A 24,279-nucleotide genomic window follows, 5' to 3' on the forward strand; every position below is an offset into this window, starting at 1 on the left:
TGAAAAGCAACATTTGTTTCTATAGTATTGAAAGAAATTAATTTTTTATGAGCGAACTTCAACGACTTAAAAGTTTGTTGCCTCCAGAGAATGAAAGTTGGGTGTTTATTGAAGCTGCCGCTGCAATCGATCCACCTTTAATAACACTTGAGGAAATAGGTCGTGATGAAGTAGAAATACAAATAGATTTAGATGAATGGGACAATTTTGCAATTGATCATAGAAACTTATTATTTTGGCACGAAGTAGGGAAGATTCAAAATGACGCAATACCTAGAGACGGTTGGGAAATGGCTGCTCTTGCCATAGGGCTTGGAGGAGCAATTGGCGAGTTATGGGTTCAAGATGGATTACTCTTATTACTTGCTCTTGGGTTATCAAGTTTTGCGGGGTATAGATTATATCTAAAGAATAATTCTGAAAAAAAACTACAGGATGCTATTTCTGCAGATGAAAGAGCTATAGATCTTGCTTGTAGATTTGGTTATAGTATTCCAAATGCTTATAAAAGTCTTGGAGGAGCATTAAAGGAGTTAATTGAAAAAACTAGAAAAAAGAAAAAAAGAAGCATCTTTGAGGACAGATTAGATGCCTTAAGAAAAAGTGCTGAAAAGGCCAGAGCAGAATTATCTCAGCAGGAAGGTTCAGAGCAATCAGTATCAAGCGAAAATGTATATGGACAATAAACTTTTAGTTTTGATGGCAGCTAAAGCTTGTGATGTAAAAAAGGCTAAAGATATAAAACTTATAAAAATTGATAAAGTCTCCTTCATAAGTGAATGGATATTAATTGCTGAGGGATTATCTGATGTTCAGGTTAGATCTATAACTAACTCAGTGGAGGGCGAATTAAGAGAAAAGGCTAAAGTTGAACCAATAAGGAAAGAAGGAGTTACCGAGGCAAAATGGGCTCTACTTGATTATGGTGATTTGATTGTTAATATTTTTCAGCCAGACATTAGAAAATATTATGATCTTGAATCATTTTGGAGTAATGGAGACTATCTTACATTCCCATAAATGGTCATTATGAACGAATCTAATTGTCCAGTCCCTAGGGAACAACAACCGACAAATGAATTCATTGAATTATCAAAATCTAAAATTTTTTCTTGGCCAAAAACTAAACAATTACTAGTTCTTGTATTGATTAAATTCTGGATAGCTACTTTTGTTTTATTTGTCATTATTTCTTCTGGAAGTATATATTTTAAAACTTCTATATTAAAGTATGTTTTATTAAGTTTATTTAGCAGCCTAGCTATACCCCTCTTAATTTCTATAAGGTTATACCTGGGTTGGAAGCATGTTTTTAAAAGATTGACTTCTGAAAAAGTCGAGTACGAAGAATCTGGCTGGTATGACGGTCAAGTGTGGATAAAGCCATTAGTTTTAAAAGAAAAAGAATCACTTATTGCCTCAATTGAAGTTAAGCCTATTTTAAACAATTTAATTCAAATCTTTTCTCTCTTCTCAATTTTAGCTTTATCAGGAATTTTACTTTTTCAATATAACCATTTTTAAATGAGTTCAAACTTCAAAAATCTCTACACATCAAATAATCCTCCTCTACAAGCAACTTTAATGAGAGGTTCGAACATTGAGTCAATACATAAAATTCATGCTGTTATCAGCGATAAAAAAGGAAGGGTTTTAATGTGTGCAGGAAATCCAGAATATAAAAGTTTCATTAGATCAGCATTAAAACCATTTCAAGCAATACCTTTTGTCAGTAGTGGAGCAGCATCAAAAATTAATAATGCTTCAAAATCAATCGCATTAGCATGCGGTTCACATAGTGGTTCGAAAATTCATTCAAGGGAAGCCTTCAAAATTTTATGGGAATATGATATCGACGTTAATAATTTAAAATGTCCAAAATCAAAATCAAGTCCATTAGAACATAATTGTTCAGGTAAACACGCTGCTTTCCTTGCAACATGTAAAAAGTTTAATTGGCCACTAGAGAGTTACCTAAAAGGGGATCATCCACTTCAAATAGAAATATTCAGAATTGTTTCCGAATTGCTTGAAATTCCCAGCTCGGAAATAAAAGCTGAACGAGATGATTGCGGCGCGCCAACCCTTTATATGAAGCTTGTAGAGATGTCTAAGTTATATTCTCTTCTAAGCAGTTCGGATAATGCAGAATTAGAGCAAATAAGTAGAGCTATGACAAATAACGCAATTATGATTGGTGATAACAATCGATTTGACACTGAAATAATTAAGGCTTCTCATGGACAAGTCATAGGTAAAGGAGGTGCAGAAGGAATACAGTGTCTTTGCAAAGTGAATGAAGGTATAGGATTAGCTTTAAAAGTAGAAGATGGTTCTAAAAGAGCAAAACATGCTGTGAGTCTTCACTTATTAAAACAATTAGAATGGATATCTGACCTAAGAATTCAAGATATTGAAGATAAGGTCTTTAATTTTTCCGAAGGAGTGCGTATTGAAGTTCAAGGACAGTTAAAATTCCAAGAATCCTAAAAAAATAGAAAAATGAACCCTTTCAGATGTATGCTATGTATATGACGCGGGGTAGAGCAGTCTGGTAGCTCGTCGGGCTCATAACCCGAAGGTCGGAAGTTCAAATCTCCCCCCCGCCACCATCTAAAGCAGCTTTAGGCTGCTTTTTGTTTTTGCAATTAGTTACAGAAATTAAAAAATTTTTATAAATTATCAGAATACATATCTAAATATTAGTGGCATACAAAAAATTATTAAAGATCATTTTGCATCGAAAACTTAAAATCAACTCTAACTACTAAGCCAATAATGATAAAAATTATCCCAATGTAAGAGTTTAAAGATAGTTCCAAGATATTCAATTAAATTACTAATTATAACCTTAACTCATAAATCATTTCTATTAAATAGTCTCATAAAAAAGTTTAAAAAAGTAGAAACTTAACACTTACCTTATTGAATAAGAAATGTATTGAACTAAAGTGAAATCAATATAATTAATAAATTAATGCAAAATTTACTACAACGAGATCTTGGTTCTAGTATGTTATCTTTGGCAGTTATATTAGGATGGTTAGGTTTGTTTTTTGTCTTCTTAAGAATATTCACCATCACAATAAAAAAGGTTCTCGAAACAATATTCAAAAATACTTAATTGTAAAAATAAATCAATAATCAAGAATTAACACATTTTTGTTTAGTGAGTAGGTATAATGACCTAAAAATGTCAATTTTAGACAATGCAAAAATTGGTGATTCAGTTCAAGTAAGTTTAGAATTATCAAAAGATCGATTAACTAAAGAAATAATTGATGCCATAAATGTCTCTTCACTGGGTAAAATAATTGATTTTAGAATAACTGATGGTAAAGGTATTGGTGTAGTCTTGCAATTATCCAATGGAAAAGAGCAATGGTTTTTTGAAAACGAAATTGATATTCTCGACGAAAATGGTAATAAAATAGAAAAAATATGTGACAAAGAAGGAGATAACTTTATATTAAATACTTTGAGATTATTGAAGTATGAAAATAAAAATAAAGTTAGTGATTTGCTTAACCCAATTAACTTTTTTTTATGGCTAATAGTATCGTTTAGAGATATTTTCTAAATAATCTAAATTTTTTTAAATAATAAATGGTTCAAATAAACCAGAAATCTAAAAAATTCAAAAACTTAAATGGAAAAAAATATTATTGAAGTAAGAAATTTGTCTAAGTCATTTGACATCTCTTCCAAAGAACAAGGATTAAAAGGCACTATTAAACATTTTTTTAGAAGAAAGACAAAAAGTTTAAAAGTTATAAAAAATATAAATTTTGCAATCAAAGAGGGAGAAATTGTAGGTTTCTTAGGGGCAAATGGCGCTGGAAAAACTACAATTTTAAAAATGCTTTGTGGCTTAATTTATCCAAGTGAAGGGTCAATTAAAGTTTCAGGCTATCTACCATATATGAGAAAAAAAAATTTCCTAAAGAATATCACCCTAATAATGGGCCAAAAACAACAACTTATTTGGGATCTTCCACCAATTGAATCATTTTATTTGAATGCATCAATATACGAATTGAATAGAAGAGAAGCAGAAAGAAGAATCAAAAAATTATCAAATATGCTTGAGATTGATGATGAGCTTTTTATACCTGTTAGAAAACTATCTCTAGGACAACGTATGAAGTCAGAATTACTTGCAGCTTTAATACATGAACCAAATATTTTATTTTTAGACGAACCTACACTCGGTTTAGATATTAATGCACAGAGAAATTTAAGACAATTCCTACAAAAATATAATCAGGAAACAAATGCAACGATATGTCTCACGAGTCATTACATGAAAGACATTACATCACTATGCAAAAGAGTTATATGCGTTGACAATGGTTCCATCTCATATGATGGAGAACTAGATCTATTATTAAAAAAGCTCTCTCCTGTAAAAGAGATATCAATAGTTTGTCATTCAGAAGAAGATGCAACTCAATTAGAAAATTCAGGTTTTATTGTTAAAAATAAAACAAAAAATGAAATAACTATAAAAGTAGAAAATAACTCTATTACCTCTTCATTAAAAACTATTTTAAATAACTTTGATATTGAAGACATTTATATAAATGAACCACCAATAGATGAAATCATTGGGAAAATATTAATAAAAAAAAGATAATGAAATCTAATTGGATAAATCATAAAATTTTCACCTTATTAAAGATTCAATATTCAAATATGTTGGAATATCGCGTAGAGATTGCTTTATGGGCTATTTCAGGAATTATCCCTTTCTTTATGTTAAATATATGGACAAAAAATAACCTTAATGACTCCATAAACATTAGTGATATTATGCTTTCTAGATATTTTTTGTGTGCTTTCTTTGTTAGACAGTTTTCTGTAGTTTGGGTTGTATTTAGCTTTGAAGAAGATTCTCTTCTGGGGAAAGTATCTCCTTACTTAATTCAACCTTTAAATCCATTTTTCAGATATTTTGCGCAACATCTTGCTGAACAAATAACAAGATTCCCTTTTGCATTACTAATAGCATCATTCTTTTTTATTTTTAATCCAGAAAGTATATGGATTCCTAATATAGTTATTTTGTCTTTATCAATATTATCAACATTTTTTTCTTTTATAATTCAATTTTTAATTCAGTCAATAATTGCATGTTTATGTTTCTGGACAGAAAAAGCATCATCAATTGAAAGATTATTATTTATTCCAACTTTATTTCTATCAGGCCTTTTAGCTCCTGTAGTTTCATTTCCTGGATATGTTAAATCATGGATTTATTTAACTCCTTTTCCATATCTAATTGATTTTCCTGCGAACTTATTATCAGGTAATGAAACAAATTTTGTTGGAGGATTAGGTATGCAAATTCTATGGATTCTTCTTCTTTTTCCATTATTTAAAAAAATCTGGGCTGAAGGAACGAAAAAATATACTGCTATGGGATCATGAATTTTAAAAAATATTTAAAAGTTTATACAAAATTTTTACATACTTCTTTAGCTTCTGAAATGGAGTATAAAACAAATATATTAATTGACTTAATTACCGCAATTTTAAGTTTAATAGGGAGTATTTTTTTATTATCAATTTTCTTTCAAAACAATGACAGTATTGGAGGTTGGGAATTTAAACAGGCACTAATAATTCAAGGCATTTATACAATTTTAAATGGAATAACTAATACATGGTTCAATCCAAATCTTACGGAAATAGTTAAACATATTAGGGAAGGAACATTAGATTTCGTACTTTTAAAACCTATTGATAGTCAATTTTATATTTCATTAAAAAAAATAACCCCTTCTGGCTTTTTAGAAATAATGCTTGGATTCTGCCTATTGTTATATTGCATCAAAATAAATCAAATTAATATAAATTTGCTTTTTATGGCCCTATCCTTCATTACGATCATATGCTCTATTTGTATCTTATATAGTTTATGGTTTTTTATTTCTACAACTACAATCTGGTTTGTAAAGACATGGAATGCTACAGAAGTATTAAGGTCTTTCCTTTACATTGGAAGATTTCCATTAAATTCTTTTTCATTTTCTCTAAGAATATTCTTTAGTATATTTATTCCTATTGCATTTATAACTACCATACCTTCTGAAGTTTTTCTGGGACTCTCTAAATTATGGGAAATATTGCTTGAAATTATTGTTGCTATTATATTTTTGTTTTGCTCTAGAAGGTTCTGGCTATTCGCATTGAAATTCTACACATCAGCTTCAAGCTAAATATTATTTAATAATCTCTCTACAAAACTCCCAAACTCTTTGTTTAGAGTTAAGTTTAGAAAGTTTAGATAATTTCTTAAAATTTATTGTAGATTTATCAACAGATAGTTTTTTACAGATGTACTCAATTTGATAATTTTTAGAAATGATTCCTAATTTGACTGTTAAATTAAATAATATGATTATTAGAGAAAAACTAAAAATAATAGAAAAAAAATGTGAAAATGACTTTAAATAATTATCACTTTCAGTTTTCAATTCAAACTTCATCATTCAACTATATGTTGAGGACACTTAATTGCGGCAATTGCAACAGCTGTAACTTTAAAATTTTTTGACTTCTCAATAACCTTTTTAACCTCTAATGGTCCAAACTTATTACTTGCATCACTGTAGGAAAGAAGTAAAGATTTATAATTATCATGGCCTAAATTTCTATATTCACAGAAATTATCTCCAACATAATTTAATAGAGTTATCAAAGTTAATTCAATCATTAAAGCTTTTTAATTAATAAAGCCCTTACGAATAATACAATGCATAAATTTTTTAACAAGGTTAATTTCAAAATCACTTGAAATCTCGAAATAGAATAAATTCAAAAAAAATAAGAATTACGAAAATATGTCATAAATTCAAACCTAACAAAGATGATAATTTTTTAAGCACTATCTGTAGCGTGTCATGACGATTTGACTAGCGCTATGGATAGGGGGTTGCTTTTTTCTGGAAATTGGTTTAAAAATAAGGTTCCCCATCACCCGGCCTCATAGTTATGAGGCCCTTTTTTTTTTGCAATATTTCCAACTAAAAGTATTTTAAATTCAATAAGTTTCTAATCAAAACGTGAGTTTATTAGAAAAATGAATTGATCATCATTAACTGTTGTAGCAACTGCTGGTCTTTTTCTAACTAAAACTTAATTGATATTTTCAATCAGTTAATCTATAAAAAAATATTAATGGATTTAATCAAAAGGCCTATACCAACAAAAAAACAAACAGTCATAAACGTTTTCTTAATTAGCCTATTTCCTTTTAAATTGGACAAGTGAGCTCCAAAATATCCTCCTGTAAAAGAGCCAAATATTAATATTATTAATATCATTGGAGAAATTGATCCTACTTTACTCAAAAAAATTGCACCTGTAAGATTCCAAAAAATTCCAACAGTTAAGAAAGTCAAACTTACAGCTCGAAGAAAATCCATTCCAAATGATTTGATTAAAAGTATTGTTACAAGTAATCCAGTGCCCGAAGAAATAGAACCATTCAAAATTCCTATTAGGAAAATAAAAATTAAAAATCTAATTTTATTAGATAAATTAATGTTAATATTTCCAGACGATATACCTAATTCTGATTTAAGGAACGTGTAAAAAGCCAAGAATATCGAAATTATTCCTAAAAATAAGTATAAATATTCTTCGGAAATATATTCAATTATAGAAGCCCCAAAAATCACTCCTGGCAATCCAAAAATTAAGATTTGCCCTGCAATATATTTATCATTACTAAGAGACTTACGATTTCTTAATGAACCGCCTATTCCTAGTGCCACAGTAGCTAATTTATGACCAGCAAGAGCCTGATAATAAGGAATACCAGATAAAATCAATGCTGGTAATTGAAGTAATCCTGCCCCACCTCCAGAAATTGCTGAAAAAGTATTAGAAAAGAAGGAAATCAAAAAAATAAAAATACTTTTATATAAAGAATGAGAAACACTATCTACTGATGTTATTAATAAATAAAGCATTTAATCTAAAGTTTAATTTTTCTATAATTAAATATTTTCATTTTAAAAGTAAATGTTGGACTGCATCTTATTATCATCTCTTCATCAATCATAAATTAATAAAAACTGTTATTATCAAAAAATATTGTCAAGAATATTATGCATAGACAAGATGCAATTTATCTTGATCAGCTGTGTCCCAAGGTAAATAATAAAAGCTGGAGAGAATCACTTCATAAACTTACTAACTATAAATGTATTTATTGCGGCAAACCATCAGAATCACTTGATCACCTTCATCCAATGTCAAAGGGGGGTGGGAGCAACACAAGTAATTGCGTGCCATGTTGTTTATCGTGTAATGGGAATAAATCAGATTTAGAGGTTCTTGGTTGGTATAGAAAACAGAAATTTTATGATCCTAGAAGGGCTATGGCCATAAGAGCATGGTTTAACGATGATTTAAGACTGGCGAAAGTTCTTTTGAACTATATAAATTAAAAATAAATTAGCAATTGATTTTGAATCTAGATATTCTTTGTCAGGTTTCAATTAAGCCTCTTAATTTAGTAATTAATGAAATTTGTTTAAATAATTCTTATTGCTTCGGAATTTATTTTATAGCTCCTGAAAATTGCAATATTAGAGTAATCTTCCTTCCACATGATTGGAGAATCTATAACTTTTCTCTCAGGAGATTTTACTGAAAAAATTAATCCAAACACAAAAAATATCGTGATCAATATTATTGTCATTACAAATTTGTCTGGAATATTATTCATAAGATTACCTACCTAGAAAAATTTTTATCAGGAGTAGTTTTTTCGTAAACCTCTAAAAAATAAGATTTAAAATAATCCACCCCCTCCTTTCCAATTAATCCAAATGACCATCCGCAATCATTTATTACTTGCAAAGAAATTTGATTTGCTAAATCATCTTTTTCAATCCATTTTTTTTGTGGATTGTAAGAAAAAGAAATAATGTTTTCTGTTTTTACAATAGCTGATTTCATTGCTTCATCCTTAGAAAAACCGTTTTGAATAGCCTTGCAATATTTTCTCGAGAAATTATTAGAGATTCTATTTTGTAGTAGGCTAACGCTGGGATCTGACGTATCAAATGCTAATCCCATTGGCGGATTAAATAAATAAACTAAAAAGAAAAAAAAACAAAAAAAGATCTTAAACAATAGCTTTTTATCAATGCTCATAAGGTATATAATAGTTTATTTTTTTGGCTTTTCAATTAAATTTCTAAATTAAACAAAGCAAAATAAATTTCAATTTATTAAATATTAAAAGTATTGCAATAAGTTCAGCAATAATAGTCTGAGGTTTATTTGACTACTTATATGTACGAATCATTGATGACACTACTATTTTTTCCTGACTGGACAAACGGACTACCATCAGACTTTTTAATACTTCATTTTTTTGTTGGAGCTGTGATTTTCCCATTCAACATGATTCATGCTAAAGCAAGAAAAATTGATAGTCAGAATCCAGAGGAAGCAGCTAATGGCTATAAAACTTCTGATAATGCTACATTCTTTGGTTACGAAGAAATCAATTAGATTTCAATAAAAGTTCTTTAAAGAATTTACTTATTGATGATAATCTCCCTAAATACAACTTTAGATCTCAAAATTTTCAGTCCTAATGAACCTTTAGGAATATTAATACTTTTTTTGGGACTAATATTTACTGGGATGATTTTTTACATAATTTATGCTGTCAGTACGAATAAAGAATCATTAGAGGATAAAAAAATAAGAACTAAAAAGGAGTCCATTCAACAAGAAAAAATTGGCAAATTATTTCCTAAGAAAAAATAAATATATTTATTTTTTTATTAATAAAAATATATTTTTGTCAATAATCGTAGTGGGATCTAAAAACATTAATTTAGTTCTTTAAAGACAAACACTAATGACCATAACTACAAAATTTTCATCAGAAAATTTATTTTTCTTTAAATAAAGTAAAAAGATTCTCATGAATAGCAAAAAATGTTAAAAATGAATAAATGATTTAAGATTTTGACGAATTCCACTCAATATATATACCTCGCTAGTGGAGTAAAGAAAGAAGAAGGTTTTTGGATTGTAGGGATCAAAAATTGTGATGAAAACATTCTGGATGATAAGAGCCTATTAGATTGCCATAGAAAAGAATTAATAGGTAGTGAATCAGCAAAAAATATTCTTTTCGCTATTGATTTGAACATAAATAATTTGTTCAATGAACTAAGAAATAAAAATTATTTAATTGAAAGACCTTCAATTGGAATTTCTTTAGATATACCACTAGATATCTTGGAAAGTATTTTTGATTTTTGGTTAGATATTTATAAACAACAAGAAGCATGGGAAACTTGCATAGGCCTTCTTAAAATTAGAAAAAGAATTTCCCTAAAAAATCTAATTGATAGCGAAAGCTTAAAAGGAAATTCTAAAAAATGGGCCTTAAAAATCGAAAATTTACACTCATACATACCTAATTCCCATAGAGTTGAAAAGCTAAATGACCCTATGTGGAAATAATTTCATTTTTAATTAATCAATATATTTACTTCGCATGAAAATTAAGTAAAAATAAAATTATCTAATAAATTAACATGAATAAATCATATTCTTTCAGTCAAGAACAAATGAACGGGATTGTAGAGGATACTTATGCCAACATAATAAAAGAATGTGAAAATTTAAAAAAAAATACTAATTGCCCAAATGAGCAAATAGTAGCGCTTTTGAGTGTAATTGCATCAAATTTCACAAACATAACTGACAAAACCAAAAATTAAGATGATAAATTATTTTACTTGGAGTGAATTTGATGAAAGCGTAGAATATATTGCCAATAAATGTAAGTTTTTAGAACTTTCTGGAATATATGGTGTTCCTCGTGGTGGCTTATGTCTTGCTGTAGCACTTAGTCATAAATTAAAAATAAATTTAATTTCAAAACCAATAAAAAATTCCCTAATAGTAGATGATATTTATGAAACTGGTTTTACATTAAATACCTTCAAAAATATTGAGGGAGCAATGTTTTTTGTATTATTTAGTAAAATAAAACCTACTTGGTGGAATACTGTATTTATATCTAGAAAAAATGAATGGATAGTTTTTCCGTGGGAAAACACTTTGAATGCACAAAATGACCAAAAAGAGTACCTAAAAAAAAGAGGTTTAACTTGAAAAAGAAATTATACTTAGCAAATTCATATGGGTTTTCAAAACAAACCAAAAAACTCTTATATGAATTTAATAATATTTTCAATGATTTAAATATAGAAGTTTATGAACCTTTTGAGAGGACTCAACAAATATCAAAAAAGGAAGGAGAATGGGCATATGAACTAGCAAGAAGTAATTTCAATGATCTTAAAAAATGCGATTGTATTTTTGCTATTGTTAATGGAACACCTCCTGATGAAGGGGTGATGATTGAATTAGGTATTGCTATTGCTTTAAAAAAGGTAATTTTTTTATTTAGAGATGATTTTAGAAATTGTTCAGATAGCAACGAATACCCATTAAATCTTATGTTATTTCTTGGATTGCCAAGAGATAATTGGAAAAAATATTATTTTGAATCCTTACAAGATATAAAAAGCAATAAAAAAGGGTTTGTGGAATGGGCAAAAAAATAGACCAAATTAACCTCAAACTCGAGTTAAAATTTTAAATTCAGATTAACTCTGATAGGATGTTATAATTAATTTTATTTAAAGAATTTTGACACAAGTTACAGTTGGAGAAAACGAGGGGATTGAATCTGCCCTTAGAAGATTTAAAAGACAAGTATCTAAATCGGGAATTTTTGCAGATTTAAAAAGACTTAGACATCATGAAACTCCAATTGAAAAGTATAAAAGAAAGTTACAGCAAAGAAGAAAAGCAAGAAGAAGGTAGGTTTAATCTCTACTTATAAGAAGAGAAAAAACTCTTTTTTATTTACTTTTACAGACTAAAATCAGATATTAAATTATTTAAGCTTCTTTAACTTTTTAACAAGATTTATTCCAACTCCTGATACTGCAAGAAGTTCTTTTTCATCTGCAGCAATAACAGATTTGGTCGTTTTAAAACCAGCTTCATACAAAGCCTTAGCACTTTTAACTCCTACACCTGGAAGTGTAGCCAAGGTTTCAATATTCTTCTTTGAATTAGCTGTTTTTGTTTTTGTTTTTGTTTTTGTTTTTGTTTTTGTTTTTGCTTTCGTTTTTGTTTTTGAAGATTTTGCAGACTTAGCAGGTGCTTTTTCTTTCTTTAAAGGAGTTTCAGAGGATACTGCACTTTTAAATAAGATCGATTTTAGTTTACTTAGAAATTTAGTAATCATTTAAATATTTAAGTAATAAAATTAAACTTCAATTTTAATATATTATCAAATTCCGAGAGGAATTAATTAAAAAAATATAAATAATTGAATAAAGTTAATTTATTTACATTTATATAAAGACACATATTTAATATTAATGCAAGCTTAAAAGCCATCGCGAACGATTTTAAATTAATCTATTTATATTAAGCAAAGGGAAAAATCAACTTTTTAAAATCAAAAGTATCTACGAATAGTAAAATTAGGATATTAATAGATTGAAGAAAATAAGAAATGAAACTTATATTTATAAGCGGCCCTTCTGGTAGTGGTAAGACAACGTTATCAAAAAAAATAATCGAAAAAGTTAAAAATGGTATTGTTTTAAGTACCGATAATTACTATAAAACAGGGTTATTAAGTAAATTATTATCAAAATTCATAGAAGGTTATTTTGATAGAGACATAAGTTTTAACTATAGACTATTTAAAAAAGACTTTTATTATATTGTGAAAAATGGAATTTCAAAATATGAGCGTTCTTATGATTTCAAAAAGAAAAAAATAGAAAATTTCTACAACGATACGAATAATATTAATTTTTTAATTATCGAGGGTATTTTTGCCAAAGAATTATCAACCACTTTACATAATCAAAACTATTTTCTTTTGGAATTAAAAATCAGTAAAAATGAGTGCATGAAAAGAGTTCTTAAAAGGGACTTTAAAGAAAGGGGAAAGGCAGTAAAAATAGCTAAAAATGATTTTATAAAATCGTGGGATATTTATTACAAGAAATCTAAAAATAGTTGTATAAAAAATAAAAATGTATTCATTATTACTAGAAATACTAATATTGAACAAATACTTAAAAAATTGTTTGATTAATTTTTAAAAATTTTAGCTAGTGTTAAAGCACTTAAAATTGAGCCTTCAATCCGACCAAATCCGCAACCTTCAAACCAATCTCCGCAAAATCCAATTTTATATTTTCTACTAAATTGTAAAGATAATGGGACGGGATATCCAGAAGGTTGTGAAGCTCTCCATTTCATAATAGATATATTCTCATTGCAAGTTAATTGATTAACTAAAGAATTCCCCTCAAACAATTCATTAAAATTTTTAAATAATTTTTGTTTAATTAAGACTTCGTCTTTTGTATTTATACAAGAATTAACAAATTCTATATTTTTTGAATGTACTACTATTCCTAGCTTATTATTTTCGTGAAGTTCGAAAATAACTCGTTCAAATTTATATTTATCTTCTAGATTTTTTCTTAAATAAAAATACCTATTTTTTTTTGAATAAAAATCTTTATAACTATAATTCTTATTTGTATAAATTAAAAAAGTCATCCTTGGAATAAAAGTTTGTTTATCTAGAAAGTTTATAAGGGAATCAATTTTTTTATCATTATTTTTTGGAATAGCCTTCCTAAGAGGAATTTGATTTAAATTTAATATTTTTATTGATCTTTTATGTAATAACAAATTACTTGAACAGATAAGATAATTAGATTTAAAGATTTCTCCATTTTTAGATATTAATGTCCATTCATCGTTGTAAAATTGCAAATCAAGTATTAAAGTTTCAAAATAAAAATCAATCTTCCGATTTAAGTTATTTCGATCAATTATCTTTTCAGATAATTCACTCATAGAAGACAAAGAAATATAATTAACACCACAACAAAATTCATTTTTTTTTATTAATTCTGAATTAGAAAACTCACCTAAAGAAAATAATTCTGAATCATCAATTTTAATTAATTTATTTTCCAATAATTCATTAATAAAACTTTTTAATAAAATATTATTCTTGCTATTAACTATATTTAAATTAGGAGAACCGTGGTTTAGTTTCCATCCTTCAAATTTTTTACTTTTTCTTGTGCTTGACCTCCCTCCAAGTCCACGCCCAACTTCAATTAATGCTACTTTTTTTAAAATATTATTTTCAAGATATTTTGAAGCAAAAACACATGCAGAAATTCCTCCACCAATTATCAATAAGTCATATTTTAAAGCACTTTTCATAACTCTGAAATTAATGGGAATTATCTTACATTTTCTAAAAAACTATAAACTGAGTTAAGTTTTTCAGAGGATGTAAAATCAGTTTCAATAACAGGAGTGATATTGTTATTTTTATAGAAACAAACTAAATCTCTTGTGAAATCATAAAAATCTCCTAGAGAAGATAAACACTTTTCTGAGATATGAACCCCTTTCCAAGGACGAAATTTAAACCTAGCAATAAATTGTTTTGAAGGGATTAATAAACTTCCAAATAGATTTAATTTTTGAAATTTTGGTGTGTTCTTAAGATAATTCAATTCACTATTAAGCACATTAATATCTGTTCCATATTGAAACCAAATTGAATTTACTAATCCTGAAGAAAATTTTCTATCAAATCTATCTCTTTCTGAAAATACATCATAGTATTTTTTTAGGTAGGGATTATAGGCTACACCTAATTTAACTTTTATATCTTTTTCTCTTTTTATATAACTTAAAACATTAATTGTATCAAAGTTTTTTTTCTTATTTGATCCTGATACAAGAAGAATATCATAATTTCTATTTGAATAAGAATTTTTTAAAAAATCTAAAAATTCTTTATATGATTTTTCTGTGTTTTTAGAGTATTGATGATAAAGACTATAATGATAAGTTACATTCAATTCTTGGAAGTTCTTTGATATATATTTGATAGTCGAGTTAAACAAATCCTTTTTAATAGGATCCTTGCAGGGAATATTAATGTTTCTTATTTTATTAAATTTGCAAAAATTTAGCTTATTTTCTAACTGAGAAATATTTTTAAATGTCAATTCAAATCTTAAATTATTAATCATCAATTATGGTGTAAATGCGTTACGTAAATATTAACGAAAACATGCATCAGCTACGATACGTATTTTTGAGGGCATACTTTCATTCTTACTCTTAATAAAATAGCTAGGAGAAATCTCTAATAAGGCTTTTATAGAAATTTTATCTTCTACTGATTTTCCAAGAACCTCATTGAAACATCTCCAGTTCTTTAAAGTTAATATTCCAGGCCAAGATAAATAAAGACCTGCAAAAATCCCTGAAAATAGAAACAAAAAATATTTCATATTAAAAAATAATATGCTCAAATAATATAATTAAAACGCAAATCAACAAGTTAAAAAGGAAATATTTAATTAATTTCTACGTTTTTATCAAATCACATAACCATAAAATGTTTTGATGAACTCGAGAGGTTAGAATGTTTAAAAAGTATTTTAAAGAATATGGCAAGCCAAGATTATCTAATTGCAATAGCATTAATAGAGCAAAACCTAATAAGAGCAATGCCACTTGGAGGAAAAGAAATTAAAGATAATTTAGAGGAGCCAGAAAATTTCAAGAAACTTGGAGGGGAGGTAATTCTAAATCTTCTTCTTAGAGTTTTTCAAAGGAGTGATGAGGGAGCTTTGAAAAGAGCCTCTGAAGATAGAGGCTTACTTTTGGTGCATATGCATCCTAAAAGAATGCAGAAAGAACTTCCATTTATTAAATCTGAATGGATAAGAGACGGGGACACACAACAATTTTTAAAATACCTTGGGAATCTATCTAAAGAAGTATGGACAGCATCATTTGTAAAGTACAAAGGAATTGAATTTACATCCATCTCAAAAAATGAAGAGATCTAAAAAATATTTATAAATATTATTTCTTTTAAAGGATTACTTTCTTTAAAGTATTTTTTTCTTTAAAAACTCTATAACATTTTTTACCATTACCGAAATCTATTGAGAAATATTCAACATTATTTTTGATATGTAGGGCACAATTGCCCTCAATACAAATACAGGATTTAATAATTTCACTATTAATAACCTTATTAACATAAGGTTCCCTTTCTATTTCTTCATCGAAATGTGGACAAGCTATACCATCAACAATTCCCAAGCAGTCTATAATCGCCAATTTTTTTGCAAAAGAATCAGTTATTCCTTTATCAAACCAACAAATAGCTCCAGCACTTACACCACTCAATACAATTCCTTTTTCATAAGCACTTTGTAAGATTTCGGGTAAATTCCATTCTTTCCAAACTGCTAACATACTTTTTGTATTTCCTCCTCCAACATAAATAATATCCTGAGTTAAAACTTTCTCTTTTAAGTTCTCTGTTCTAGAGAAAAAATCAATATGGCTGGGTATACAGTTAAGCTTAGAAAATGCTCTGTAAAAATTTAGTTTATATAAATCACTGTCGCCAGAAGCTGTCGGGATAAAGCAAATTTTTGGTCTTTTTTTACTAATTAAAGAAATTATATATTTTTCAATTTCAAGTGTTCCTAAAGAACGGCCGAACCCACCTCCCCCAATTGCGATTATATTTTTACTAACCATATTAAACAAATGAATTGTTTATGAATTTAAGACAAATTACCATTAAAGATCAACTTGAATTAAAAAAGGTTTATTTTGATTCAATTCAATCAATAGATGAAAAAATATATAGTAAAGAACAAAAAAGGGCTTGGTCAAGCCAAGCCTGGGACAATCCAATATTTGAGAAGTCAGTCAATCATGGAAAAGGATGGCTTTTAAGCGAAGAGGGAATAATTATTGCTTTTGCCACTAGATACCCCAAAAATAGAATTGCTTTATTTTACTGTAAAGGTAAATTCCAGAGAAAAGGTTGCGGTTCTATGTTACTTAATAAAATTGAAGATGATGCGAAAAGAGAGGGTTTAAATTTGCTTTCAACTGAAGCTAGCTTGATAAGCTATAAATTATTTCTTAAAAATGACTGGGAAATAATTCGTAAAGAAAAAGTAACTATAAATAATAATCTTTTTGAAAGATATAAAATGACTAAAATTATAAATCAAATAAATGTTTAAAAAGAATAAGGGGATAATTCTGATTAAAAGGATGCTAATTTGGTCTTTATATTTTTTTTCAGGATTTATATTGTATTCAAACAAAGGTAGTTTGCATCCTTTTTTAATTTCTTTTTCAAAAATTGTTTATCCATTATCTATTTTTTGGGTACAAATAAGAATTAAGAAAAGAACAAAATTAATGCCTATCGATTCTAAAATGACAACTTCCCAATTATGGTTTAATTTATTACCAGTTTTTGCCTCCTTCTTAACAGTAATTTTTTCTATAACAAATGCGTTATTTTATATTTTTGAAAAATTAATTAACTTTTAACTTTAATAAATAACCATTACTTGATTAAATCAGCCATTCTTCTTATAAAAAAATGTAAAGAAATTTGCCTTTTATTTGTATTTGATTAAATTTTAAATAGAGATAAATATATTAATGAAAGATTTTTCATTAAGAGGAAATATTAATTTTGAAAATGAAAAAACGGAAATAGAAGATTATGAATTATTCTCTTTAAAAATCACTGATAGTCTATATAAGAAAGATATTGGTAAATTTCTAGAGATAATCTCCTCGCATTTTATTTAAAAAATATGTCATTTCTGATCTTCAAATTAAAACAGTCTTATAAATAAACAAGTTTTTGAAGGATAATAAGCTAAATATAAATAAATCTTATGCAATTATTTCTTGCTGACTGTCAATTTCCAGATATTGAAAATCAAGTAAAAGCTTATCAGTTATTTGTGGAATCCTGGGAAAATGGTGAAATGGCGAAATCAGATAAAACAGACAAATTTGAAATGTTATTTAGAGTGCATGCTCCAGGAGAAGGGAGAGTAGTTTGTTTATGTAAGGCATATAGTGATAAAGAAATATTTGAGCATTTTGCTCCATGGCGAGCCAAATTCGGCATTCACATGGAATTTACTCCTGTAATAAGTTGTCAAAATGTTGTTGATTACCATAAAGAGTTGTTCAAAAACTTAGGGTAATTAACTTAAATCTTAATTTTATCGTGATTAAACCTTTTCCTAATCTTATTAATAAAAAAAAAGATAGAAATGTATCTTCTTCAAAAAGTAAACCTAAGCGAGAAGAAAACGTCAGATCTACACCACTAATAATATTTGGTTTTATCATCTCATTAAGTTCCATATTTTTGCTTTTATTTACAATAAATAATAAATTTGGATAATTTATGAGTAATTAGAACTATTACTTTGAATCAGATATGTTCTAATATGAATAAAAAATAATAAACAATATGGCATTTAAAGAAGGGGGTATGGCATCAGGTCTCCTCATTATTGCAGTTTCAATAGTTTTTGCTGCTGGTTTTGGATTTTTAGTATTGCATTTTGTCCCAGGGACGCCATTTTAGATAATCCAATTAGACTAAATTCACTAAAGTCAACTAAACACTGACAGTTTCTAAATCCTGAATTTGATTGTCATCAGAGTTAGATTTCTTCTTTAATCTATAAGCATAAACTAAGGATCCTAAAGCTAAAGAACTAGAGGCTAATATTCCAGTTATGAGTATTAAAGCGAAAAGTCCTCCTATTAATCCTCCTTTCAATCGAAGCAAGCTTGATTTAATTAGAAGAATTAATAGTAAAGCAATAGTGGCTTTTAGAGAAGAAATTTTCAAAAAAGTAAGTGGATAAAAAGGATTTAACAACATTTTTATATCAGAAATAAATTTAGCTTATTCTAAAAATAAATTATAAAAATCGCATAAAAAAAAGACTCAAATGAGTCTTTTAAAATCTATCTTAAAGATGATGATTTATTGATCAGGGTCTAATTTGCTATAGTTTGGTCCAACAATAATCCAAAGTAGGGCAAAAAGAACCATAGAACCAATTCCTACGTAGGCTGCAGAAGGGACAAAACCACCTATTGCAAAGGAAGCTAATAAATTCATGATTTTAAAAACATAATATCTTCGAGTTAGCATACAGATTTTTATGAAAAATATACCTATATTGAGACATTTCTTCGTAATTATTAGAATCGTTTAACTATCCGTTTATAAAAAATCCACAAAATTTTTATTAATTGTTTTATTATCGAGGCATTACTATTTTGTTTGCGCACTGTAAGACCATCAAAACTGTTTCATTCTAATGACTTCCAACTATACGTTTATTTATGATGGAGAATGCCCATTCTGCAATCATTTTGCAGAGCTACTTGAGATCAAAAGCCAGATAAATAATATTAAAATTCTTGATGGTCGTAAAAATTTAACTCTAATTAAATCCCTCCTAGAGAAAGGTTATGACTTGGATAAAGGAGCTATACTCCTTAAAGATGAAGATATCTTTCATGGGGCAGATGCTATTAATACTATTTGCAAAAAGATAAATAATCCCTCAAGTAGTTTACTTTTGTTACTTTCTAGAGTGTTTAAATCAAATAAACGAACAAATTTGATATTTCCTTTACTAGTCAGAGCCAGAAGATTCGTATTGATATCAAAAGGTATATCAATATCCCTAGTTTAAAAATAAAAACTTTCTAAATATTAAATAACATATTTATAAGCTTCTGTATCAATAAATGATAATTAATTATTTCTTAGCTAGAACTAGGTGGTAACAACAAGTATTAAATGATAGAAAACTTCAATCCCTTTATTTCATTGGGCGGTGATAACCAAAAAGTTAATCATATGGCTGAAGCGGCACTTGAAATGAATTTAACTTGCAATGATTTAAAGAAGGATTTAAATTTAACCGATGGAGATGTAGTAGATATGTTACAACTAGTCATGGATAGGTTTAAAAATAATAATTAAGTTTTTATTTTTTATCTACAAATCGCTATATATCTAATATTTATTAATGAAAACAGTACAAATTGAGTTTTCGAAATATGAATCAGTTAACTTTTTATGGTCTGAATTAATAGAAGATTACGGATTTGACAAAGCCAGAAAAATAGTTTCTCAAGCTATTGACTTGCAAAAAATGAATGGAACTAAAAATAATACAATGCCAATAATATTTTCAGGAACAGGAGGATTGGCTCTAATCCCAATACAGATGCTAGAAAAAGAAGACTTTAAAATTAGTTGTAAAGATAACCAAGTTTTAATATTTAATCTCAAAAGAAAGTCATTTCAAATTTTAAATGAAGCAAATTAATCTAAATTAGTTATTTCTCGATAAAGCCAAAATTACTTTATAGTCTACTAAAACAATTTAATGATAATGACTTTTGAAGCGACCTACCTAGGTTCAAATGGTTGGCTTATAAAATTTAGAAAAACCAATTTAATTATTGATCCTTGGCTCAAAGGAGATTTAATATTTCCACCAGGTGAGTGGTTTTTTAAAGGATCATTAGAAGAAGAAATTTCAATAGATAAAAAAATAGATATTATTTTGTTAACCCAAGGATTACCTGACCACTGTCATGTTCCAACATTAGAAATGTTCAGAAAAGATATTCCTATAATTTGCCCTAAAAGTGCTATCAAAACATTAGAAAAAATTGGGTTTAGTTCAATTAAAGTGCTTAGGCCAACTGAAAAGTTAAATCATTTTAATTTAAGTTTTGAAGCCACTGCTGGGGCTCCGGTACCACAAATAGAAAATGGTTACATTGTTAAAGACGATCAAGATAATGGGTTTTATATAGAACCACATGGATATCTTGATGAAAATTTAAACAAGCAAAGTCTTGATGCAGTCATCACTCCTACAAAAAATTTAGAATTACCCCTAGTTGGTTCTTTCGTAAAAGGTGCTGATGTGATCCCTAAATTGATTAATAAATTCAATCCAAAATATATACTTTCAAGTACAATTGGCGGAGATGCAAAATATTCAGGTTTTTTAAATAATTTTATTTCAGTTCAGGATTATCAAGAGGAATTAAATTGTAATCTTGTAGATCTAAAGAGTATGCAATCTATTATGATTTAAATCAATACCCAAAAAGATCTTTAGTTAATTCATTTAGCTTGACAATAAATCTACTTTAAAAGGAGCTCAAAAATTTATTCATTTTTTATTAACTCAGTACTTTTATTAGCTTTGAATAGTAGCTATATATGTGAAAATACAAAGCTTGATCTTGTGATGAGAAATAATTTTAATGGTGACTTTTCCATAGTAGAAAAGATATCCGAGTTAAAGCCTGGAGCATTTATAAATATTAATTGGAATAAAAAAAAGCTTATGCTTCCATACTCTCTAAGGAAAGATTACATTTCATTTACAGATAAGAAATGGGACTGGAGATACCAATTCAATGAGGACGGATCGCCAAATATTAAAAATCCTTCCTTATACGAGCTACTTCCTTCTGGGGAAATTAAAACACATTTTTGTGAAACAGTAGATAATAGGTCAAACTTATAATTACAAGACAACCACCCTAGATTATTCATTCAATATTTAAAATCTTTATTAAAGATGGACAGCCAAAAAAACCAAAAAGGTATTCCAAGATATGTAAAGCTTGAAGATTACAAAGTTTTTGATTACGAAATTCCGGAAATTTTTTTGGACTTCGTAATTAAGAAAACTTTTGTTAAAGTTACGACGAAACTAAAATTGGAAAAAAAAAATAAGAATACCAGAAATCTTATTCTTGATGGTACGGATATTTTAATAAAAAAAATATTTATAGATGACTCGCTATTAGAAGAGAAATACTATAAACAGCGAAAAAATAACTTAAAAATTAAAAATATTGATAAAGATAATTTTTTATTAAAAATAGAAGGAATAATTAAACCGAAGCAAAATACTTCCCTTTTAGGAATGTATGAGAGCAATGGAATTATAACTACGCAATGTGAGGCAGAGGGATTTAGAAGAATAAGTTTCCACTCTGATAGGCCTGATATTCTCAGCAAATACACAGTGAGAATTGAGGCAGACAAGAGTGACTATCCTGTATTACTGTCAAATGGTAATGTCATAAAAGAAAATAATCTTACAAATAATAGACATGAAATAATTTGGGAAGACCCATATCCGAAACCCTCATATCTATTTGCATTGGTAGCAGGGAAACTTAATTGTGTAAAAGACAATTTCATAACAAAATCGAATAAAAAAGTTGAAATTAATATATACGTTGAGTACGGAGATGAAAAATATGTTCAACATGCAATAAGTTCCTTACAGAAATCAATGAGATGGGACGAAGACAAATATAATCTTGAATATGATTTGTCATTGTTCAATATAGTTGCCGTCAGGCACTTTAATATGGGAGCAATGGAAAATAAAAGTCTCAATATTTTCAACTCAAAACTAATAATCGCTAATTCTGAAACAACAACTGATGAAGAATTAGAAAGAATAGAGGGTGTGATCGCCCATGAATACTTCCATAATTGGACGGGTAATAGAGTGACTTGTAGGGATTGGTTTCAATTATCTCTAAAAGAGGGTTTAACAGTATTCAGAGATCAACAATTCACTGCAGACCTCCATAATCATGAAATCAAGAGGCTTGAGGATGCAAAATTTCTTAGAAGAAATCAATTTAGAGAGGATTCTGGTCCAACATCGCATCCTGTAATGCCAGAAAAATATCAAGAAATAGATAATTTCTATACGACCACGATCTACGAAAAAGGATCTGAAATAATTAGAATGCTTAATAAGCTTGTAAAAGATGAGAATTTCTATAAAGGATTTAGTAATTACATCTCAACATATGATGGTAAGGCTGCAACAATAGACCAATTTGTCGATAAAATTCTTGAGCACAATAAGGAAATCGATCCTAAAGAATTTAAAGTCTGGTATAAGCAAAATGGCACACCCAAAGTTAAAGTCAAGAGAATTTGGGATCAAACAGAAGAAAAACTTACAATTCAAGCCTCTCAAAGTAATCCAATAAAGAAGAACCCATATAATGATTTACCTTTAATAATTCCTATAAATCTGGCTATATTTTGCGGTAAAAATAAAATAATAGAAAAAACAGTAGTTTTAAAAACAAAAAAACAAGAATTTATTTTTAGGAATATAAGATCTGACCTCCAAATTCCTTTAGTAACTTATTTTCGCGAATTCTCTTCACCAGTTGACTGGGAATCAGACACTACCTTGGATGAAAAATTTTTAATCTTAAAATATGAAAAAGATTTTTTTACACTATCTAATACTGTAAAAGTATTTTATAAAAAAATTATTTTATGCAGATTAGATGAAAAACCAGATCATAAAATTGAAAATAAATTAATAAGCACCTTAATATCATTTATAAAAAATAAAGATATTAATTTATCTCTTTTATCAGAATTACTAAGTATACCCACATTTGCTGAAATTGAATCAGAGATGGAAATTATAGATCCTTTAAAAATATATAAAACTATTGATGAATTAAATTATTTATTCGGTACCAAATTAAAAAAAGAATTATATTTTAAGCTTCAAGAAATAGAGAAAAATCTAAATAAAGTTTGGCCAGAAGGTAAAAATGAAAGAAAACTAATCGAAAATATTTGGAAACTACTCTTACACAGCGATGACAAAGAAATTAAAAGCAAAATAATTAATTATGTCGATGGTAATTCGATGACTTTAGCAAAAGCTGCATTGAATTCTTTCAGTAGGATTAATTGTCCTGAAAGAAAAATTATTTCAAATATATTCTTCAATAAATGGAAAAACAATAGCGTCGTTTTGGATAGTTGGTTCTCATTCAATGCATCTATAGAAATTGATGAAAAAACAAGTAGCATTAAAAAATTATTTGAAAATAAGTTATTTGATTCAAAATCACCAAACACTTTAAGAGCTATCTTAAATACTTTCGTAACAAGAAATAGTACTTTCCATGCAATTGATGGTTCTGGTTATAAATATATTGCAAAAAAAGTAATTGACTTTGATAAATTAAATCCAATCGTAATTTCCCGTTTTGTGAAAGTATTTAGTAGATACAATTATTACTCAGAACCTTACAAAAGTAATATGATAGAAGCAATAAAGCATATTAAAAAAAATAAACTATCATCAAATACTAAAGAGGTATTAGATTCAATAATAGAGTAATTTATTTATGATATTCAACTAAATATAATAATAACAATTGTAAATATTAATAATAAAATAAATA

The 24,279-nt window shown here is 27.6% G+C and carries 38 protein-coding genes, 1 tRNA gene and 1 pseudogene; 29 read left to right on the top strand and 11 right to left on the bottom strand.

From position 1 onward, the window contains the following. Positions 1-47: 47 nt before the first annotated feature. The 10 genes from JJ847_07440 (at position 48) to JJ847_07485 (ending at position 6,221) form a co-directional block, all read left to right on the top strand. Positions 48-686 carry a DUF3318 domain-containing protein gene (locus JJ847_07440; protein MBO6960718.1) on the top strand — a complete coding sequence of 213 codons (639 nt, stop codon included), beginning with the start codon at positions 48-50 and terminating at the stop codon, positions 684-686. Further along, entirely contained in the window at positions 676-1,020 is a 345-nt protein-coding gene (gene rsfS / locus JJ847_07445) for a ribosome silencing factor (GenBank protein ID MBO6960719.1), read from the top strand. The genes JJ847_07440 and rsfS overlap by 11 nt, the downstream gene beginning before the upstream one ends. A gap of 9 nt (positions 1,021-1,029) precedes the next feature. Next, positions 1,030-1,524, top strand: coding sequence for a CGLD27 family protein (locus JJ847_07450; GenBank protein MBO6960720.1), 495 nt, complete (start codon positions 1,030-1,032; stop codon positions 1,522-1,524). Beyond that, the gene (locus JJ847_07455; protein MBO6960721.1) at positions 1,525-2,490 is read left to right on the top strand and encodes an asparaginase; all 966 of its coding nucleotides are present in this window, start codon (positions 1,525-1,527) and stop codon (positions 2,488-2,490) included. Positions 2,491-2,535: 45 nt separating this feature from the next. After that, positions 2,536-2,612 (top strand) — tRNA-Met (locus JJ847_07460). A 365-nt stretch (positions 2,613-2,977) separates the two neighbouring features. Continuing rightward, positions 2,978-3,124 carry a hypothetical protein gene (locus JJ847_07465; protein MBO6960722.1) on the top strand — a complete coding sequence of 49 codons (147 nt, stop codon included), beginning with the start codon at positions 2,978-2,980 and terminating at the stop codon, positions 3,122-3,124. Between the two features lie 69 nt (positions 3,125-3,193). Then, positions 3,194-3,580 carry a DUF2862 domain-containing protein gene (locus tag JJ847_07470; GenBank protein MBO6960723.1) on the top strand — a complete coding sequence of 129 codons (387 nt, stop codon included), beginning with the start codon at positions 3,194-3,196 and terminating at the stop codon, positions 3,578-3,580. A gap of 69 nt (positions 3,581-3,649) precedes the next feature. Next, on the top strand, positions 3,650-4,636 hold the full coding sequence (locus JJ847_07475; GenBank protein MBO6960724.1) for an ABC transporter ATP-binding protein: 987 nt from the start codon (positions 3,650-3,652) through the stop codon (positions 4,634-4,636). Beyond that, on the top strand, positions 4,636-5,430 hold the full coding sequence (locus JJ847_07480) for an ABC-2 family transporter protein (protein ID MBO6960725.1): 795 nt from the start codon (positions 4,636-4,638) through the stop codon (positions 5,428-5,430). The genes JJ847_07475 and JJ847_07480 overlap by 1 nt, the downstream gene beginning before the upstream one ends. Continuing rightward, on the top strand, positions 5,427-6,221 hold the full coding sequence (locus JJ847_07485) for an ABC-2 family transporter protein (protein ID MBO6960726.1): 795 nt from the start codon (positions 5,427-5,429) through the stop codon (positions 6,219-6,221). Before JJ847_07480 ends, JJ847_07485 begins: the two co-directional genes overlap by 4 nt. A 269-nt stretch (positions 6,222-6,490) precedes the next feature. Here JJ847_07485 and JJ847_07490 read toward each other — a convergent pair whose 3' ends face one another. Together JJ847_07490 and JJ847_07495 are read right to left on the bottom strand one after the other, a co-directional pair. After that, positions 6,491-6,718, bottom strand: a complete 228-nt coding sequence (locus JJ847_07490) for a hypothetical protein (GenBank protein MBO6960727.1) — start codon at positions 6,716-6,718, stop codon at positions 6,491-6,493. Positions 6,719-7,166: 448 nt separating this feature from the next. Further along, positions 7,167-7,979 carry a sulfite exporter TauE/SafE family protein gene (locus tag JJ847_07495; GenBank protein MBO6960728.1) on the bottom strand — a complete coding sequence of 271 codons (813 nt, stop codon included), beginning with the start codon at positions 7,977-7,979 and terminating at the stop codon, positions 7,167-7,169. A 138-nt stretch (positions 7,980-8,117) separates the two neighbouring features. Here JJ847_07495 and JJ847_07500 point away from each other — a divergent pair, with 138 nt between their 5' ends. Then, a complete protein-coding gene (locus JJ847_07500; protein MBO6960729.1) occupies positions 8,118-8,459 on the top strand; it encodes an HNH endonuclease in 342 nt (113 codons plus the stop codon). An 86-nt stretch (positions 8,460-8,545) separates the two neighbouring features. Here the strand turns inward: JJ847_07500 and JJ847_07505 are convergent, their stop codons facing one another. Then, on the bottom strand, positions 8,546-8,740 hold the full coding sequence (locus tag JJ847_07505) for a hypothetical protein (protein ID MBO6960730.1): 195 nt from the start codon (positions 8,738-8,740) through the stop codon (positions 8,546-8,548). 8 nt (positions 8,741-8,748) lie between these two features. Beyond that, positions 8,749-9,093, bottom strand: a complete 345-nt coding sequence (locus JJ847_07510; protein ID MBO6960731.1) for a hypothetical protein — start codon at positions 9,091-9,093, stop codon at positions 8,749-8,751. A gap of 219 nt (positions 9,094-9,312) precedes the next feature. Between JJ847_07510 and JJ847_07515 the strand changes: the two genes are divergently transcribed. The 7 genes from JJ847_07515 to JJ847_07545 all read left to right on the top strand — a co-directional run bounded on the left by JJ847_07515 (position 9,313) and on the right by JJ847_07545 (position 11,877). After that, positions 9,313-9,534: a hypothetical protein gene (locus JJ847_07515; GenBank protein ID MBO6960732.1), complete on the top strand. Its 222-nt coding sequence runs from the start codon at positions 9,313-9,315 to the stop codon at positions 9,532-9,534. Between the two features lie 36 nt (positions 9,535-9,570). Further along, positions 9,571-9,795 carry a hypothetical protein gene (locus JJ847_07520; protein ID MBO6960733.1) on the top strand — a complete coding sequence of 75 codons (225 nt, stop codon included), beginning with the start codon at positions 9,571-9,573 and terminating at the stop codon, positions 9,793-9,795. Positions 9,796-9,999: 204 nt separating this feature from the next. After that, a complete protein-coding gene (locus JJ847_07525) occupies positions 10,000-10,503 on the top strand; it encodes a josephin (protein MBO6960734.1) in 504 nt (167 codons plus the stop codon). Positions 10,504-10,577: 74 nt separating this feature from the next. Continuing rightward, positions 10,578-10,763, top strand: coding sequence for a hypothetical protein (locus JJ847_07530; protein ID MBO6960735.1), 186 nt, complete (start codon positions 10,578-10,580; stop codon positions 10,761-10,763). A 1-nt stretch (position 10,764) separates the two neighbouring features. Then, positions 10,765-11,160: a phosphoribosyltransferase gene (locus tag JJ847_07535; GenBank protein ID MBO6960736.1), complete on the top strand. Its 396-nt coding sequence runs from the start codon at positions 10,765-10,767 to the stop codon at positions 11,158-11,160. After that, positions 11,157-11,615, top strand: a complete 459-nt coding sequence (locus JJ847_07540) for a nucleoside 2-deoxyribosyltransferase (protein ID MBO6960737.1) — start codon at positions 11,157-11,159, stop codon at positions 11,613-11,615. The genes JJ847_07535 and JJ847_07540 overlap by 4 nt, the downstream gene beginning before the upstream one ends. Before the next feature lie 85 nt (positions 11,616-11,700). Continuing rightward, positions 11,701-11,877: a 30S ribosomal protein S21 gene (locus JJ847_07545; protein MBO6960738.1), complete on the top strand. Its 177-nt coding sequence runs from the start codon at positions 11,701-11,703 to the stop codon at positions 11,875-11,877. Between the two features lie 73 nt (positions 11,878-11,950). Here JJ847_07545 and JJ847_07550 read toward each other — a convergent pair whose 3' ends face one another. Next, positions 11,951-12,307 (bottom strand): helix-hairpin-helix domain-containing protein, encoded by a 357-nt coding sequence (locus tag JJ847_07550; protein ID MBO6960739.1) that lies wholly within the window; start codon positions 12,305-12,307, stop codon positions 11,951-11,953. A gap of 273 nt (positions 12,308-12,580) precedes the next feature. On the opposite strand from JJ847_07550, the gene JJ847_07555 reads away from it, so the two are divergent. Beyond that, positions 12,581-13,174, top strand: a complete 594-nt coding sequence (locus tag JJ847_07555; GenBank protein ID MBO6960740.1) for an AAA family ATPase — start codon at positions 12,581-12,583, stop codon at positions 13,172-13,174. Here JJ847_07555 and JJ847_07560 read toward each other — a convergent pair. Genes JJ847_07560 through JJ847_07570 form a run of 3 tightly spaced genes read right to left on the bottom strand, consistent with a single transcriptional unit; the run spans position 13,171 to position 15,416 of the window. After that, positions 13,171-14,328, bottom strand: coding sequence for an NAD(P)-binding protein (locus JJ847_07560; GenBank protein MBO6960741.1), 1,158 nt, complete (start codon positions 14,326-14,328; stop codon positions 13,171-13,173). The genes JJ847_07555 and JJ847_07560 overlap by 4 nt on opposite strands. A gap of 20 nt (positions 14,329-14,348) precedes the next feature. Beyond that, on the bottom strand, positions 14,349-15,152 hold the full coding sequence (locus tag JJ847_07565; GenBank protein ID MBO6960742.1) for a hypothetical protein: 804 nt from the start codon (positions 15,150-15,152) through the stop codon (positions 14,349-14,351). Positions 15,153-15,182: 30 nt separating this feature from the next. Then, positions 15,183-15,416: a hypothetical protein gene (locus JJ847_07570; GenBank protein MBO6960743.1), complete on the bottom strand. Its 234-nt coding sequence runs from the start codon at positions 15,414-15,416 to the stop codon at positions 15,183-15,185. Positions 15,417-15,575: 159 nt separating this feature from the next. Between JJ847_07570 and JJ847_07575 the strand changes: the two genes are divergently transcribed. After that, positions 15,576-15,980, top strand: a complete 405-nt coding sequence (locus JJ847_07575) for a hypothetical protein (GenBank protein ID MBO6960744.1) — start codon at positions 15,576-15,578, stop codon at positions 15,978-15,980. 25 nt (positions 15,981-16,005) lie between these two features. Here JJ847_07575 and JJ847_07580 read toward each other — a convergent pair whose 3' ends face one another. Next, positions 16,006-16,686, bottom strand: coding sequence for a peptidase E (locus JJ847_07580; protein ID MBO6960745.1), 681 nt, complete (start codon positions 16,684-16,686; stop codon positions 16,006-16,008). A gap of 20 nt (positions 16,687-16,706) precedes the next feature. On the opposite strand from JJ847_07580, the gene JJ847_07585 reads away from it, so the two are divergent. From JJ847_07585 to JJ847_07595, 3 genes are all read left to right on the top strand, one after another. After that, positions 16,707-17,183: a GNAT family N-acetyltransferase gene (locus JJ847_07585; protein MBO6960746.1), complete on the top strand. Its 477-nt coding sequence runs from the start codon at positions 16,707-16,709 to the stop codon at positions 17,181-17,183. Between the two features lie 430 nt (positions 17,184-17,613). Further along, positions 17,614-17,766: a hypothetical protein gene (locus tag JJ847_07590; protein MBO6960747.1), complete on the top strand. Its 153-nt coding sequence runs from the start codon at positions 17,614-17,616 to the stop codon at positions 17,764-17,766. An 89-nt stretch (positions 17,767-17,855) separates the two neighbouring features. After that, positions 17,856-18,173 carry a DUF3303 domain-containing protein gene (locus JJ847_07595; protein ID MBO6960748.1) on the top strand — a complete coding sequence of 106 codons (318 nt, stop codon included), beginning with the start codon at positions 17,856-17,858 and terminating at the stop codon, positions 18,171-18,173. A 422-nt stretch (positions 18,174-18,595) separates the two neighbouring features. On the opposite strand, the gene JJ847_07600 is transcribed toward JJ847_07595, so the two are convergent. Together JJ847_07600 and JJ847_07605 are read right to left on the bottom strand one after the other, a co-directional pair. Continuing rightward, entirely contained in the window at positions 18,596-18,865 is a 270-nt protein-coding gene (locus JJ847_07600) for a hypothetical protein (protein ID MBO6960749.1), read from the bottom strand. Between the two features lie 105 nt (positions 18,866-18,970). Beyond that, positions 18,971-19,178, bottom strand: a pseudogene (locus JJ847_07605) (hypothetical protein). A 132-nt stretch (positions 19,179-19,310) separates the two neighbouring features. Here JJ847_07605 and JJ847_07610 point away from each other — a divergent pair. From JJ847_07610 to pepN, 6 genes are all read left to right on the top strand, one after another. Continuing rightward, a complete protein-coding gene (locus tag JJ847_07610) occupies positions 19,311-19,691 on the top strand; it encodes a DUF393 domain-containing protein (GenBank protein ID MBO6960750.1) in 381 nt (126 codons plus the stop codon). 107 nt (positions 19,692-19,798) lie between these two features. Next, the gene (locus JJ847_07615) at positions 19,799-19,984 is read left to right on the top strand and encodes a hypothetical protein (protein MBO6960751.1); all 186 of its coding nucleotides are present in this window, start codon (positions 19,799-19,801) and stop codon (positions 19,982-19,984) included. 46 nt (positions 19,985-20,030) lie between these two features. Next, positions 20,031-20,333, top strand: coding sequence for a hypothetical protein (locus JJ847_07620; GenBank protein MBO6960752.1), 303 nt, complete (start codon positions 20,031-20,033; stop codon positions 20,331-20,333). 66 nt (positions 20,334-20,399) lie between these two features. After that, positions 20,400-21,116 carry an MBL fold metallo-hydrolase gene (locus JJ847_07625; protein ID MBO6960753.1) on the top strand — a complete coding sequence of 239 codons (717 nt, stop codon included), beginning with the start codon at positions 20,400-20,402 and terminating at the stop codon, positions 21,114-21,116. Positions 21,117-21,269: 153 nt separating this feature from the next. Continuing rightward, the gene (locus JJ847_07630; protein ID MBO6960754.1) at positions 21,270-21,554 is read left to right on the top strand and encodes a hypothetical protein; all 285 of its coding nucleotides are present in this window, start codon (positions 21,270-21,272) and stop codon (positions 21,552-21,554) included. A 54-nt stretch (positions 21,555-21,608) separates the two neighbouring features. Continuing rightward, positions 21,609-24,215 carry an aminopeptidase N gene (pepN, locus tag JJ847_07635; protein MBO6960755.1) on the top strand — a complete coding sequence of 869 codons (2,607 nt, stop codon included), beginning with the start codon at positions 21,609-21,611 and terminating at the stop codon, positions 24,213-24,215. The last annotated feature ends 64 nt before the right edge of the window (positions 24,216-24,279 follow it).

The sequence above is a fragment of the Prochlorococcus marinus CUG1438 genome (assembly GCA_017644325.1).
Taxonomy (GTDB): domain Bacteria; phylum Cyanobacteriota; class Cyanobacteriia; order PCC-6307; family Cyanobiaceae; genus Prochlorococcus_A; species Prochlorococcus_A marinus_AA.

Coding starts and splice junctions, on each gene's coding strand:
- JJ847_07440 (MBO6960718.1), top strand. CDS start 48: ATGAGCGAACTTCAACGACTTAAAAGTTTGTTGCCTCCAGAGAATGAA.
- rsfS (MBO6960719.1), top strand. CDS start 676: ATGGACAATAAACTTTTAGTTTTGATGGCAGCTAAAGCTTGTGATGTA.
- JJ847_07450 (MBO6960720.1), top strand. CDS start 1,030: ATGAACGAATCTAATTGTCCAGTCCCTAGGGAACAACAACCGACAAAT.
- JJ847_07455 (MBO6960721.1), top strand. CDS start 1,525: ATGAGTTCAAACTTCAAAAATCTCTACACATCAAATAATCCTCCTCTA.
- JJ847_07465 (MBO6960722.1), top strand. CDS start 2,978: ATGCAAAATTTACTACAACGAGATCTTGGTTCTAGTATGTTATCTTTG.
- JJ847_07470 (MBO6960723.1), top strand. CDS start 3,194: ATGTCAATTTTAGACAATGCAAAAATTGGTGATTCAGTTCAAGTAAGT.
- JJ847_07475 (MBO6960724.1), top strand. CDS start 3,650: ATGGAAAAAAATATTATTGAAGTAAGAAATTTGTCTAAGTCATTTGAC.
- JJ847_07480 (MBO6960725.1), top strand. CDS start 4,636: ATGAAATCTAATTGGATAAATCATAAAATTTTCACCTTATTAAAGATT.
- JJ847_07485 (MBO6960726.1), top strand. CDS start 5,427: ATGAATTTTAAAAAATATTTAAAAGTTTATACAAAATTTTTACATACT.
- JJ847_07490 (MBO6960727.1), bottom strand. CDS start 6,718: ATGATTGAATTAACTTTGATAACTCTATTAAATTATGTTGGAGATAAT.
- JJ847_07495 (MBO6960728.1), bottom strand. CDS start 7,979: ATGCTTTATTTATTAATAACATCAGTAGATAGTGTTTCTCATTCTTTA.
- JJ847_07500 (MBO6960729.1), top strand. CDS start 8,118: ATGCATAGACAAGATGCAATTTATCTTGATCAGCTGTGTCCCAAGGTA.
- JJ847_07505 (MBO6960730.1), bottom strand. CDS start 8,740: ATGAATAATATTCCAGACAAATTTGTAATGACAATAATATTGATCACG.
- JJ847_07510 (MBO6960731.1), bottom strand. CDS start 9,093: ATGGGATTAGCATTTGATACGTCAGATCCCAGCGTTAGCCTACTACAA.
- JJ847_07515 (MBO6960732.1), top strand. CDS start 9,313: ATGTACGAATCATTGATGACACTACTATTTTTTCCTGACTGGACAAAC.
- JJ847_07520 (MBO6960733.1), top strand. CDS start 9,571: ATGATAATCTCCCTAAATACAACTTTAGATCTCAAAATTTTCAGTCCT.
- JJ847_07530 (MBO6960735.1), top strand. CDS start 10,578: ATGAATAAATCATATTCTTTCAGTCAAGAACAAATGAACGGGATTGTA.
- JJ847_07535 (MBO6960736.1), top strand. CDS start 10,765: ATGATAAATTATTTTACTTGGAGTGAATTTGATGAAAGCGTAGAATAT.
- JJ847_07550 (MBO6960739.1), bottom strand. CDS start 12,307: ATGATTACTAAATTTCTAAGTAAACTAAAATCGATCTTATTTAAAAGT.
- JJ847_07555 (MBO6960740.1), top strand. CDS start 12,581: ATGAAACTTATATTTATAAGCGGCCCTTCTGGTAGTGGTAAGACAACG.
- JJ847_07560 (MBO6960741.1), bottom strand. CDS start 14,328: ATGAAAAGTGCTTTAAAATATGACTTATTGATAATTGGTGGAGGAATT.
- JJ847_07565 (MBO6960742.1), bottom strand. CDS start 15,152: ATGATTAATAATTTAAGATTTGAATTGACATTTAAAAATATTTCTCAG.
- JJ847_07570 (MBO6960743.1), bottom strand. CDS start 15,416: ATGAAATATTTTTTGTTTCTATTTTCAGGGATTTTTGCAGGTCTTTAT.
- JJ847_07575 (MBO6960744.1), top strand. CDS start 15,576: ATGGCAAGCCAAGATTATCTAATTGCAATAGCATTAATAGAGCAAAAC.
- JJ847_07580 (MBO6960745.1), bottom strand. CDS start 16,686: ATGGTTAGTAAAAATATAATCGCAATTGGGGGAGGTGGGTTCGGCCGT.
- JJ847_07585 (MBO6960746.1), top strand. CDS start 16,707: ATGAATTTAAGACAAATTACCATTAAAGATCAACTTGAATTAAAAAAG.
- JJ847_07590 (MBO6960747.1), top strand. CDS start 17,614: ATGAAAGATTTTTCATTAAGAGGAAATATTAATTTTGAAAATGAAAAA.
- JJ847_07595 (MBO6960748.1), top strand. CDS start 17,856: ATGCAATTATTTCTTGCTGACTGTCAATTTCCAGATATTGAAAATCAA.
- JJ847_07600 (MBO6960749.1), bottom strand. CDS start 18,865: ATGTTGTTAAATCCTTTTTATCCACTTACTTTTTTGAAAATTTCTTCT.
- JJ847_07610 (MBO6960750.1), top strand. CDS start 19,311: ATGACTTCCAACTATACGTTTATTTATGATGGAGAATGCCCATTCTGC.
- JJ847_07615 (MBO6960751.1), top strand. CDS start 19,799: ATGATAGAAAACTTCAATCCCTTTATTTCATTGGGCGGTGATAACCAA.
- JJ847_07620 (MBO6960752.1), top strand. CDS start 20,031: ATGAAAACAGTACAAATTGAGTTTTCGAAATATGAATCAGTTAACTTT.
- JJ847_07625 (MBO6960753.1), top strand. CDS start 20,400: ATGACTTTTGAAGCGACCTACCTAGGTTCAAATGGTTGGCTTATAAAA.
- pepN (MBO6960755.1), top strand. CDS start 21,609: ATGGACAGCCAAAAAAACCAAAAAGGTATTCCAAGATATGTAAAGCTT.